This is a genomic window from Phenylobacterium sp. (assembly GCF_036723115.1).
In the GTDB taxonomy this organism is placed as follows: Bacteria; Pseudomonadota; Alphaproteobacteria; order Caulobacterales; family Caulobacteraceae; genus Phenylobacterium.
In genome coordinates this window covers 1-11,022 of the sequence record NZ_DAIMHV010000092.1, presented here as the reverse complement: position 1 = coordinate 11,022, position 11,022 = coordinate 1, and the positions used below count along the sequence as shown (strand labels likewise).

Genomic DNA, 11,022 nt, shown 5'->3' with positions numbered 1-11,022 from the left:
GTCAGCAGCCGCTCGGCCCCGCGGTCGGTGCGCAACAGGATGGGCTGGTTGGCCGACAGCCCCAGATCTTCGGCCAAGCGCTCCCCCAGCAGAACACCGTCGGCGCCGATATTGGCCGTGCCGGAGACGAGCCTGGGCGTGATGGGTGAAATCACGTCGAGCCCGTCGGGCTCCAGACCGGTGACCGAGACCGGGCGGACCGCCTCGCCGCGCACCAGAAAGGCGCTGCCGGTGATCTGCGGGCTCACGCCGGAGATACCTTCCTGGGTGCGGATCAGGTCCACCACCGAGCGCCACTGGCGGATCTGCTGGCGCTGATAGGTGGAGACCAGGGCCACGCCCTGGCTGCGCACGCCCGGCGCCTCCAGGATGCGGGCGCGGCGGGTGTCCGGCTCAAGGCTCACATGCGGACTGTTGGAGGTCACCTCATCGGTCAGCCGCACCGCCAGCCCCTCGATCAGGGCGGTGATAAAGACGAACACCGTCACGCCCAGCGCCACGCCGGCCAGCAGAAGCAGGGTCTGCAGGGGGCTGGAGGTCAGATAGCGGCGGGCGATGGTGAACTCGAACATGGTCAGGGCGCGGTCACAGGACGTATCCGCTGGCCCGGCTCGACCTTGGCCGGATTGAGGATCACCCGCTCCCCCGCCGCCAGGCCGTCCAGGATGATGGCGGCGCTGGAGGGCCAGTCATCGATCTTCACCGGCCGCGCCTCCACCCGGTCGTCGGCGCCGGCCACATAGAGCTTGGGCGCGACCGTGGGGTCCACCAGAGCCTGGCGCGGCGCCAACAGGCGCGGCTGGGCGGCCTCCACGATGATGGTCACATCCACCGAACGGCCAGGCACAAGCTCCGGGTGAGCCTGATGAGACAGTCGCACGAACCGCCCGCCCGTGGAGGCGTCGATGCGCGGGGAAACCTCCGTCACCTGGGCGTCCAGGATCAGGCGCGATCCGGTGGGCGAGATGCGCGCGGCCATCCCCGGACGCAGGACCCCGCCATAGGCCTCATCCACCTCGGCCTCGATCTCGCTGCCGGCCGTGGCGCCGAGTTCGAACAAGGTCGTGGTGGTGGCGACCACCTGGCCGGGATCGATGGGACGCGCCAGGATCAGGCTGTCGGTCGGGGCACGGACCACGAACTCCTCGGTTCGCTCCGCCGAGGCTCGGGCCGTGGCTCGGGCGGCGGCCACCTCGGCCTGGGCCGTGCGCAGCTGGGCCTGGGCCTGATCGAGGGCCGCGCGCGCGGCAAAGCCGCGCTCGAATAGGGTGCGCGTCCGCTCATAGGACTGGGCGGCCTCGGCCGCGGCCGCGCGCGCCGCCTCCACCCGCGCCTCATCAGCCCGCGCCTGGGCGGCCTCCACCGCGCCGCGGATCACCGCCAGGGGCTCCCCAGCCGCCACCGCCTCGCCCTCGTCGCGCAGAAGCCGCACCACCTGGCCCGGATAGACCGGGCGCACCTCCACCCGTTCTATGGGCCGGATCCGCCCCACCACGGCCAGCACCCGCTCCGTCGGCTCCGCCTCCGCCGGCCGCACCAGCGTCTGCGGCGGGCGGTTGAGGAGGAAGAGAGCGAGCACGATCACGATGCCGGCGGCGACAACGATCAGGCCAGCGCCGACACCTTTTCTCGACACCTTCATGGTCGCCTCACCCGCCACCTTCCCTTCTGCCTGATCATACGAGAATTCTCGGCCTTGGACGCCGCGCCCGCCTGGGACGAACGTCGAGGCCTGACCTTCGTCGCACAGGAAGGCGTCAGGCGCAGCCCTGGGGCTGGCTGAACAGGTAGTCGATCAGCGTCTCCGCATTCAAAGGCTTGGTGATGAGTTCGTCGGCGCCGGCGGCCAGCGCCTCACGCCGATGTTCCTCAAGGGCGTTGGCCGTGACCATGCAGATGGGTGTTCTTGGCCGCCGCTCCGCAAGCTCCAACGCCCGGATACACCGCACGGCGCTAAGCCCGTCCATGACGGGCATCTGCATGTCCATGAGGACGACGTCGAACGGCTCCCGCGCAAAGGCCTCCACCGCCTGCTCCCCATCCTCGACGCAGGTGAGGTCCACCGGAAGGTTGTCCAGGATGAGTTCCACGGTCCGCCGATTGATCGGATGGTCCTCCGCCAACAGCACGCGAAGGGCCTCGGCGGGCGCATCGACGACGCTGGAGGCGGCGACCTTCTCGGCCGGGGTCTGCGCACAGCGCCGCAAGGGGACGGTGAATGCGAACCGCGAGCCCTGGCCGGGTTCAGAGTGCGCCGTAATCGACCCGCCCATGAGGTCCACGAGGGCTTTGGAGATGGCGAGGCCGAGACCCGTGCCCGAACTTGCGCGTGATCGACGCGTCGCCCTGTTCGAAGCGCTCGAAGAGCTGAGAGCCCAACTCCGGGTCAAAGCCGATGCCGGTGTCGGTGACGGTGAAGGTCACCAGGGTCTGATCCTCTTCGCCCTGCGCGCAGGCGAGGCTGAGGCGAACCTCTCCGGCCTTGGTGAACTTGATGGCGTTGCTGACGAGATTGGACAGCACCTGACGAATTCTGAGCTCATCGCCGCGGAATGTGGCGCCGACTTCGCAGGTCAGCTGGACCTGGATCAGCAGGCCCTTGTCGGCCGCCCGAGCCTGAAAGAGGGAGGCCGTTTCGTGAAGGACACGCGCCAGATCCAGCGGCGCATCGTGGATTTCAATGAAACCCGCCTCGACCTTCGCCAGGTCCAATATGTCGCTCAGCAGCCCTTCCAGCGCTTTGCCCGAGGTTTCGATCAAGGCGACCATCTCGGCCTGGGCCGGCGACAGACCCGTCCGCGCCAAGGCGCCGGTGATGCCCAGGACGCCGTTCAGGGGGGTCCGAATCTCGTGGCTCATATTGGCGAGGAAGGAGGATTTGGCGCGGTTGGCGCGTTCAGCCTGTTCGCGCGCTTCCACGAGGCGTTGTTCGGCGGCCCGCACCTGGGTCAGGTCGCGGACAATAGCCGTGAAGATATGGCCGCCGCGGGTGGTGAGCTTCTTTAGGGAGGCCTCAGCGGGGAAGGTCTCTCCATTACGGCGTCGGCCGCGGATTTCCGTCCTCTGGTGCATGAGCAGGGTGTCGCCCGGCTCGGCGGCGAAGGCCTGCACATGGCGCCTGTGAACCTCACGCACCGCCTCCGGCAACAGGGCCTCGACCGGCTGGCCCTCCATCTCGGCGCTCCGATAGCCGAACATGGCTTCTGCGCCAGCGCTGAAGATGAGGATTTCACCCGCCCCGTTCGTCACCACGATGGCCTCGGGCGAGCCCCGCAGGAGACTGTCGAGCATCTGCCGGGTTTCCCGGTGCTCGTCCAAGACGCGGCGCTGCTCGGTGACATCGGTGATGGCCCCGGTCATCTGTGTGGGCCGGCCCTGGGCGTCCGACGTGATCACGCCCACCTGCCGCACGGCACGGACTTCGCCGCCCGGGGTGATGATGCGGTGCTCCAGGGACTCCCAGGCCTGACCGCTCACCGCCCTTTGGATCGTGGCCTCCACCTCGGGCCGATCGTCGGGGTGAACCCTGGCGAGAAAGCGCGGAAAGCTGGGCTCGATGTCTCCCGGCTCCAGCCCGAAGATCCGATAGACCTGATCGGACCAGACAATGAGATTGGTCTGGAGATCCCATTCCCAACTGCCCGTCTTCGTCACCGCCTGGGCGCGATCAAAGTGCTGGAGTCGCAGGGACAGAAGGGCCTGCCCCGCCGGCGCGGCGCCGGCAGGGGCCGCCTCGGCGTCCGGCGCGGAGGCTGGGCGATCGCCGGCGGGCGGGTCGGACGCGCTGGTTTCAGTCATCATGACCAGACCTTCCAGAGCCTGCGGCTCTGCGGCCGTTTGCAGGCGCGCCCATGTGAGGCAGGCCAGGGGGAAGCGGCGGTTTCACAGCAGACTCACAGATCGTTGGAGGCCTGCGCCACCTGTTCCGAACTCGCGTCAATATTGGCGGCGGCGTGGGTCACCGCCGACAGCGCCTGTTCCAGCTCCGCCATGGCCTGATTGAACTCATCCCCGAGGTTCGCATAGGCCTCCGGCAAACCCGCCGGCAGGCGGAACGTCAGGTCGCCCTGGGCCAGGGCCGTCAACCTCGCCCCAAGGGCCTGAGCCACGCGGAGGTTTTCACACGCCAGGGCCTCGGCTTCAGCCCGTCGACGGACGACTTCGGCGGCCTCCAGATAGGCGGAGATGGCGAGACCCATGTCGCGCCAGGCGGCCTGTGCCTGGGCGGCCAGCTCAGCGGTTACGGCGTCCACGCCAGCGGCTTCGCGAGCGACCCAATGGCGGGGTTGAGCCCTGGCCAGATGACCGTTTCGGCGCGGCGCGAGTGGAGAACGCTCCGATGACCGCGAGACCGCATCTCGATCTAAAGTATAGATAAGCATTGTTCGCCCCCTGAACGTGCGCCTCTACTGGCATACTCGAGAGGTTTTTGGCTTGAGGCGTAACTGAGGGTTAACGAGCCCTAAATCCCTTACCTAAAAAGAGTAAGCGCAGGAAAAAGGCGCCGCCATGGGACGATCCTCACCCCCGCACCCCAGCGCACGGCGCCCCTATCGCGACGTTCAGCGTTCGATGCCGGGTCCCGGCGGAACGGAATCCGCCAAGCTGCGAAGGAGGCTGAGGGCCGCCTCCGGCGAGATGCCATAGGAGAGCTGCGGCATTCCGACCAGTTGAGCGGCCACATGCGGCGCGCAGGTCAGCTACCCGGTGAACGTCCGCTCGGCGACTTCCGACTGTTCAAGAACCATGGGCTGGGTGTGCCTGGGGTCCAGAGCGATCATGCCCGCCAGAGCCTGGAGGCTGGACTTCGGCCCTTCGATGGATTGCAGGAAGAAGCCGTCCGCGAACCAGAGGGCGCCGGTGACCGCCAAGCGGGAATTTCGCCGTCCGGCTTCATGTCGGATGGTTTCCAGAACCTCGGCCTCGCGGCCCGCCGGTCCCGTGGCGCGGCTGATGTAAGTTATGCGGTGCAGCGCGCCCTGGCCGCCGGGCTCGAACTCGGCCGCACCGCCTTCCCCAGGCGCGGCCGGGTGGAAGACGACAACCTCCGAGCAGTCGGCGTCGTGCCGCAGGCTGACGCCCTTGGCCCGAAAGGCGGCCGTGATCCTGGCGAGCGTCTCAGCGTTGGCGCGGACCGTTCCTCGAAATTCTTCCAGGCGCTTGATCGTGTCGAGCCCCACGCCCGCCGCCGTCGCAAGTTCCTGCCGACTGAGCCTGGTCAACGCCCGGGCGGCGCGGATCATCTCTCCGGTCAGCGGGCCGAGGGTTTCAGGACACATGGGGCGGGACGAAGACGGTTACGCAGAAGGCTGACGTGGCGGGGCGCGTCGATACGCCGCTCATTTTGGGCGCCCCGCGTTCGTCGACCTTGATTCAGGTCAATGCGCGCCCGCCATTTCGCCCGTTCGAGATCGGCGCTCAGTTTGCTAGGGGTCGACGATGCAGTTCGTCAGCCCCCTCACGCGTGGCCGCCTCGTCCGACGCTACAAGCGCTTCCTCGCCGATGTGGCGCTGGAGGACGGCCAGGAGATCACCGCCCACTGCCCCAACCCCGGCGCCATGCTGGGGCTGAACGCGCCGGGCCTGCCGGTCTGGCTGTCCCGCTCGCCCGATCCCAAGCGCAAGCTCGCCCACACCCTGGAACTGGTGGAGGCTGACGGCGGCCTGGTGGGCGTCAACACCATGCATCCCAACCGACTGGTGGCCGAGGCCCTGGCCGAGGATCGCCTGGCCGAGCTCACCGGCTACGCCACCCACCGCCGCGAGGTCCGCTTCGGCGCGGCCAGCCGGGTGGACTTCCTGCTGGAAGGCGCCGATGCGCGGCGGTGCTGGCTGGAGGTCAAGAACTGCCACCTCATGCGGGGCGGGGGGCTGGCCGAGTTTCCCGACTGCGTCGCCGCGCGCTCGGCCAAGCACCTGCGGGAACTGGCGGCGATGGCGCAGGCGGGCGACCGGGCCGTGGTGGTCTTCGTGATCCAGCGCACCGACTGCGACCGCTTCGCCGCCTGCGCCGATCTGGATCCGGTCTTCGCCCAGACCCTGGCGGCCGTGCGCCAGCAGGGGGTGGAGGTCTATGCCTATGCCTGTGACATCTCTCCGGACACCGTGCGCCTGAGCCGGCCGGTGGCGGTGATCTAGGCGTTCACCCCGCCGCGGCCTGAGCCTCGCAACGCTCGGCCGGGACAGGCGCCGGATCGGCGTCCTGCGCCTGGAGGTGCAGCATGTGGCGGGCGACGTCCACCACCGCGCGATGCTCGGTCATGACGTCCTGGCCGATGATGCCGTGCACGGGTTCACCGCTGAGGCGGCCGAGCACCGCCTCCATCTGGGACAGATCGGCCAGCATCAGGCTGCCTTGACGGATATCGACCCCGCCCAGGCTCAGGCTTTCGATATTGGCCATCGACGCCCGCAGCGCCCCGCCCAGGCCCATGGCCACGCCGGGCGCCGCGCGCCGGGCCGTCAGGCCGAAGCCATCGGCATGGGCGGAATGCACAACGCTGCGATTGGCCCCGGTGTCGAGGATGAAGCGCGCGGGCTGGCCGTTCAGCTGGCCGGTGATGACGTGATGGCCGCTGGCCAGCGGCTCCAGGGGCGCGCCGATAAAGCCCAGCAGACAGAGGGCGTGGTCCACCGTACCGGACTGACCGGGTTCGTAGGCCACCTGCGCCGGCGCCGCGCGTCCGGGCGCCAGAGGCTGATCGCAAGCCGCAAGCGCAAGGGCCGCAACGCCGCAGGCGCAGGCCAGCCTAGTCCTTCTCATGCTCAGGACGCTTGCGCAGGGGCGAAAGGGCCGCGCCCCCTTGAGGCCCCACGGGGCTCAGCGCGGGCTCTCCGCCGGTCTCCTGCCGACGGTCGCGATGCTCCGGCGTCTCTGTCGGCCGGTGGGGTTGGTCCTTGCCGCTCATGTGAGAAGGTCCCTGTAGTCATGGCTGCGCCGCAGCCAAGCCGCGGCATAGCCGCAGATGGGGGTGATCTTGAGGTCTCGAGCCCGCGCGTCAGCCGCCAGGGCCGCCATCAGCCGCCCCGCCGCCCCGGTTCCCCGCAGGGCCGGCGGGCTTTCCACGTGGTCGATGTAGAGGCAGCCGTCCTGTTCGCGGTAGTCCGCCCAGGAGGTCTGACCCTGCTCATCCATCTCGTAGCGGCCGGCCGCGGCATTGTTGCGAAGTTCGCTCATCATGGCCTCTCCAACGGGCTTAACGGGGATTTCGATCCCGGCTAAGCCTAGTTGAAGATCTAGCCTGCCAAAGGGCAAGCCAGCATGGGAGAAGGCTGATGCGCATGCGACCTGCCGGCCACGCGACCGCACTGGCGCTTGGCGCGGGCCTGACCCTGACCCTGCTCAGCGCTTGTGGGCGCAATGAGGCCGAGACGGACGCGCCGCCGCCGGCTGCGCCCGAAGCTGCGGCCTCCGCCACCCCCGCGCCCGGCGCAGAGGCGCCCCGACGCAGGCCCGGCCTCTGGGAACAGCGGGTGTCGTCCGAAGGCATGGTTCAGGTCAGCCGCATCTGCCTGGACGAGGCCCTGGAAGCACGCTTCAGCTGGTGGGGCCAGCCGGCCACGCAGGAGGTCTGCGAGAAGAACCTGGTCTCGCCGCGCACCGATGGGGGCTGGCAGTTCTACAGCGTCTGCGACATGGGCGCGGGCGGGCGGACCACCACATCGGGCGTCGTCACCGGCGACTTCCAGAGTCGCTATGTCGTTGAGGCCGAAACCTCCACCGTCGGCGCCAGCGCACCGCAGATGAACGGGACGCGTCAGATGCGCATCGAAGGCGTCTGGCAGGGCGCCTGTCCCGATGGCTTCCGCCCCGGCGACATGCAGCTGCCGGGGGGCATCCGCATCAACATGCTGGATCTAGCGCCCGGCGGCTGAGCCGGAAAAGCGTCAGGCCCGGCGGGCCACGGCGAAGTCAGCAAGGTCGGCCAGGGCCGAGCGCCATTCCCCGGCCGGGAAGTGGGCCAGGGCCGACTTGGCGCCCTCCGCATAGCCGGCGGCGGCCTTCAAGGTCGCCTCCAGGGCGCCGGAGTCTTCCACCAGGGTGCGGGCGCGCTCGAAGTCGGCCTCGGTCTGGTCGCGGGCGTCCACCGTGCGCATCCAGAAGTCCCGCTCCTGGGCGCCGGTGCGCTCAATGGCCAGGATCAGGGGCAAGGTCGCCTTGCCTTCCCGGAAGTCGTCGCCGGGGTTCTTGCCCAGGGTCTCGCTGGTCCCCGAATAGTCCAGGGCGTCGTCCACCAGCTGGAAGGCCAGGCCCAGTTCCTGGCCATAGCGGCGAAGGGCGGCGGCCTGTTCGGGGCTGGCGCCGGCGCAAACCCCGCCGGACTCGGCGGCCGCGGCGAAGAGTTCGGCGGTCTTGGCCTTGATGATCTCCAGATAGACCGCTTGGTCGAGATCTAGATCATGGGCGCGGGTGAGTTGCAGCACTTCGCCCTCGGCGATCACCCGGCTGGCGCGGGCCAGGATCTCCAGGGCCGCCATGGAGCCGGTCTCCACCATCAGCTCGAAAGCCCGGGCGAAAAGGAAGTCCCCCACCAGCACGCTGGAGGGAGCCCCCCAGATCAGGTGGGCGGCCACCTTGCCCCGGCGAAGCTCCGAAGAATCGACCACGTCGTCGTGGAGCAGGGTCGCGGTATGGATGAACTCCACCGCGGCTGCGAGATTGTGGCAGGCTGCGTCGCTCGCGCCCGTGAGCCGCGCCGCCGCCACGGTGAGCAGCGGGCGCAGGCGTTTGGCCGAACCGCCGATCAGATGCTCCGCCAGGGCCGGGATCACGGCCACCGGGCTCTGCATGCGGTCGCGGATCATGGTGTCGACGCCGGCCATGTCGGGACCGGCGATCTTCAGCAGGCGATCGATGCTGACGGGCTTGGCCTGGGAGTCGGCTTGGGCGGCGTCCAAAACGTAAATGCTCCAACGGGACGGCCAGCGGCCGCCATTGCGTCCGGACAATGGTCACGCGATAGGGGGCGGTCAAGGCGCGGCGGGCGCCTGAGGATGGCCCATGGACGAGCACGCCCCCGTTCCGTCGCCCGAGGCGACCTGCGACACGCTTCTCGATGGCCGGCTCGTGTTCTGGCAAGGCGCGCGGGGCTACCGGGCCGGACTGGACGCGGCCCTCCTGGCCGCCGCCTGCGACGCGCCGGCCGGCGCCCGGGTGCTCGAGGTCGGGTGCGGCGCGGGCGGGGCTCTCTTGGCGGCCGCGTGGCGTAGGCCTGAAACCCGCTTCACGGGTCTGGAGCGCGACCGTGTCCCCCTGCTCCTGGCCCGGCGTAACATCGCCGAAAACGGCCTATCCGAGCGGGTGGAGGCAGTGGAGGGCGACGTGGCTCGTGGTTTCAAGGTCCTGGGGCTCGCGCCATTCGACGCCGCCATGGCCAATCCGCCCTTCTTCGATGACCCCGCAACGCTGCGCACGCCCTCCCCTGAGAAGCGTGGGGCCTGGATGGCCGAGGACGGGCTTGCGGCCTGGTGCGACTTCCTGATGCGCGCGGTGCGTGACGGCGGGCGGGTGACCGTGATCCACCGCGCCGACCGCTTGGCGGACCTGCTCATGGGCCTTGGCGCTCGGGGCGGTTCGTTCCAGGTGCGGCCGATCCACGCCTTTCCCGACGCCCCGGCCAAGCGGGTCCTGATACGCGCTGTGCGGCTCGGAAAGGCGCCCTTGCTTGTGCTCCCGCCGCTGGTGCTGCACCAACGCGACGGGGCCGCCAAGCACACGTCCGAGGCCGAAGCGATCCTGCGCGGAACGGCCGCGATCGCCTGGCGCTGAGCCAAGCTTAACAATAACCGATTGATTTTCCGGGACATTGCGCCGCATAGGCGCCCAAATTCCAACCTATAGGCTGGAGACAGGCGCAACGAGGCTCCGCCAGAGAGCCGGACCAGACGGCCCACGCGCTGCACATCTACAACAACGAATTACGCCAGGGGTTCCCGCGGGCGCCCCTGAAACGCATCGACGAGAAGAGATTTGCAGAGGCAGGACCTTTCCCCCGTCGCCCCGACCCCTGGGCGTCACCCGATCCACCGCATCTCCATCGCCCTGGCCGCCCTGATGGCCGCCAGCGTGGCCACCAATGCGCTCGCCAAGCCCGCCGCCGGCGTGGTGGCGCGCATCAGCCAGGCGGCGGCCGCCTCGCCTCTGGCTGAGGTGCTGCGCGGCCCGCCGGCGCCCGCCGCCGTCGGCCCGCGGCTAGCCGCCCGTCAGCTGGTCTGGGAGGGGAAGGACATTGACGGGGACGGCGCACCGGATTTCGTCAATCCCACGGGTCAGGCGCCGCGCACCATCGACGCCTATGGCTCCGGCGCCTTCGGGGCCTCTCGCGACGGCGGTCATCGCGCCCATGATGGGGTGGACTATGTGGCGATCCCGGGCCAGCCAATTCACGCCCCGATCTCCGGGTATGTGAGCAAGATCGGGCACGCCTACGCCAACGCGCCGGAGTTGAAGTTCATCGAGATCAGCAACCCGGCGCTCGGGTACACCGCGCGGGTCTTTTATGTTGATCCCTCTGTGCAGGAAGGCCAGGCCGTCGCCCTCGGGGCCACCATAGGCCGGGCGCGCAGTCTGCAATCGCGTTATCCCGCCGGTATGACCGATCATGTCCACCTGGAGATCTCCGACAACCGCAGCAAGCTTGACGCGACTGAACTGATCGTCGCCCGCTATGCCGTGGTCGAGAGCCTCGCCGGAGACTAAGGGTCGCGGCCAGGCGACCTGACGCGCGGCTGCGAGGGATCAATCGCGGCGGTCATCCCCCGCTGAGGCTTGGCGCGGCGTCACCTCTTTGCGTGAAGCCACGCCCCGCCAGGCGACTACACGGTCGGCCTTGGCTCTGCTGGCGCGCCGAACCCCTGGCCGCAATAGGCGCCGCCGCCCAACACAGCGATCCAGGTCTGGCAGGCTTGGAGCGGCGGCGATCGCATCTGAAGAGCGCTTCTCGTTTCGCCGATCAGAGCTAATCTGTCGTTCGTCGGGGAGCCTGACGGCATGTCCAGGGCGAAAGCCTAAAACCCCAGGGA

At 69.1% G+C, this 11,022-nt stretch carries 14 protein-coding genes; 4 read left to right on the top strand and 10 right to left on the bottom strand.

Going from position 1 to position 11,022, the window contains the following annotated elements; translation table 11 throughout:
- From V7D28_RS10375 to V7D28_RS10350, 6 genes are all read right to left on the bottom strand, one after another.
- The coding region (locus tag V7D28_RS10375; protein WP_333587311.1) for an ABC transporter permease at window positions 1-572 on the bottom strand (572 nt) is incomplete at its 3' end.
- A gap of 2 nt (window positions 573-574) precedes the next feature.
- On the bottom strand, window positions 575-1,642 hold the full coding sequence (locus V7D28_RS10370; RefSeq protein WP_333587310.1) for an efflux RND transporter periplasmic adaptor subunit: 1,068 nt from the start codon (window positions 1,640-1,642) through the stop codon (window positions 575-577).
- Window positions 1,643-1,757: 115 nt separating this feature from the next.
- A complete protein-coding gene (locus V7D28_RS10365; RefSeq protein ID WP_333587309.1) occupies window positions 1,758-2,282 on the bottom strand; it encodes an ATP-binding response regulator in 525 nt (174 codons plus the stop codon).
- Window positions 2,245-3,801 (bottom strand): PAS domain S-box protein, encoded by a 1,557-nt coding sequence (locus V7D28_RS10360; RefSeq protein ID WP_333587308.1) that lies wholly within the window; start codon window positions 3,799-3,801, stop codon window positions 2,245-2,247. The genes V7D28_RS10365 and V7D28_RS10360 overlap by 38 nt, the downstream gene beginning before the upstream one ends.
- Before the next feature lie 92 nt (window positions 3,802-3,893).
- A complete protein-coding gene (locus V7D28_RS10355) occupies window positions 3,894-4,253 on the bottom strand; it encodes a methyl-accepting chemotaxis protein (protein WP_333587307.1) in 360 nt (119 codons plus the stop codon).
- Window positions 4,254-4,700: 447 nt separating this feature from the next.
- On the bottom strand, window positions 4,701-5,243 hold the full coding sequence (locus V7D28_RS10350; protein ID WP_333587306.1) for a BLUF domain-containing protein: 543 nt from the start codon (window positions 5,241-5,243) through the stop codon (window positions 4,701-4,703).
- Between the two features lie 196 nt (window positions 5,244-5,439).
- Here V7D28_RS10350 and sfsA point away from each other — a divergent pair, with 196 nt between their 5' ends.
- Entirely contained in the window at window positions 5,440-6,138 is a 699-nt protein-coding gene (gene sfsA / locus V7D28_RS10345; protein WP_333587305.1) for a DNA/RNA nuclease SfsA, read from the top strand.
- 4 nt (window positions 6,139-6,142) lie between these two features.
- On the opposite strand, the gene V7D28_RS10340 is transcribed toward sfsA, so the two are convergent.
- From V7D28_RS10340 to V7D28_RS10330, 3 genes are all read right to left on the bottom strand, one after another.
- A complete protein-coding gene (locus tag V7D28_RS10340; RefSeq protein WP_333587304.1) occupies window positions 6,143-6,664 on the bottom strand; it encodes a retropepsin-like aspartic protease in 522 nt (173 codons plus the stop codon).
- 85 nt (window positions 6,665-6,749) lie between these two features.
- On the bottom strand, window positions 6,750-6,908 hold the full coding sequence (locus V7D28_RS10335) for a hypothetical protein (protein ID WP_333587303.1): 159 nt from the start codon (window positions 6,906-6,908) through the stop codon (window positions 6,750-6,752).
- A complete protein-coding gene (locus tag V7D28_RS10330) occupies window positions 6,905-7,177 on the bottom strand; it encodes a GNAT family N-acetyltransferase (protein WP_333587302.1) in 273 nt (90 codons plus the stop codon). The genes V7D28_RS10335 and V7D28_RS10330 overlap by 4 nt, the downstream gene beginning before the upstream one ends.
- Before the next feature lie 98 nt (window positions 7,178-7,275).
- On the opposite strand from V7D28_RS10330, the gene V7D28_RS10325 reads away from it, so the two are divergent.
- A complete protein-coding gene (locus V7D28_RS10325) occupies window positions 7,276-7,875 on the top strand; it encodes a DUF3617 domain-containing protein (protein ID WP_333587301.1) in 600 nt (199 codons plus the stop codon).
- 12 nt (window positions 7,876-7,887) lie between these two features.
- Here V7D28_RS10325 and V7D28_RS10320 read toward each other — a convergent pair whose 3' ends face one another.
- A complete protein-coding gene (locus tag V7D28_RS10320) occupies window positions 7,888-8,898 on the bottom strand; it encodes a polyprenyl synthetase family protein (protein WP_442957927.1) in 1,011 nt (336 codons plus the stop codon).
- Between the two features lie 103 nt (window positions 8,899-9,001).
- Here V7D28_RS10320 and V7D28_RS10315 point away from each other — a divergent pair, with 103 nt between their 5' ends.
- Window positions 9,002-9,769, top strand: coding sequence for a tRNA1(Val) (adenine(37)-N6)-methyltransferase (locus tag V7D28_RS10315; protein ID WP_333587300.1), 768 nt, complete (start codon window positions 9,002-9,004; stop codon window positions 9,767-9,769).
- A 201-nt stretch (window positions 9,770-9,970) separates the two neighbouring features.
- Window positions 9,971-10,699 (top strand): M23 family metallopeptidase, encoded by a 729-nt coding sequence (locus V7D28_RS10310; protein ID WP_333587299.1) that lies wholly within the window; start codon window positions 9,971-9,973, stop codon window positions 10,697-10,699.
- The last annotated feature ends 323 nt before the right edge of the window (window positions 10,700-11,022 follow it).

Excerpts from the sequence above, each read along its gene's own strand:
- V7D28_RS10370 (WP_333587310.1), bottom strand. The coding sequence starts at position 1,642 with ATGAAGGTGTCGAGAAAAGGTGTCGGCGCTGGCCTGATCGTTGTCGCC.
- V7D28_RS10360 (WP_333587308.1), bottom strand. The coding sequence starts at position 3,801 with ATGATGACTGAAACCAGCGCGTCCGACCCGCCCGCCGGCGATCGCCCA.
- V7D28_RS10350 (WP_333587306.1), bottom strand. The coding sequence starts at position 5,243 with ATGATCCGCGCCGCCCGGGCGTTGACCAGGCTCAGTCGGCAGGAACTT.
- sfsA (WP_333587305.1), top strand. The coding sequence starts at position 5,440 with ATGCAGTTCGTCAGCCCCCTCACGCGTGGCCGCCTCGTCCGACGCTAC.
- V7D28_RS10335 (WP_333587303.1), bottom strand. The coding sequence starts at position 6,908 with ATGAGCGGCAAGGACCAACCCCACCGGCCGACAGAGACGCCGGAGCAT.
- V7D28_RS10330 (WP_333587302.1), bottom strand. The coding sequence starts at position 7,177 with ATGAGCGAACTTCGCAACAATGCCGCGGCCGGCCGCTACGAGATGGAT.
- V7D28_RS10325 (WP_333587301.1), top strand. The coding sequence starts at position 7,276 with ATGCGCATGCGACCTGCCGGCCACGCGACCGCACTGGCGCTTGGCGCG.
- V7D28_RS10315 (WP_333587300.1), top strand. The coding sequence starts at position 9,002 with ATGGACGAGCACGCCCCCGTTCCGTCGCCCGAGGCGACCTGCGACACG.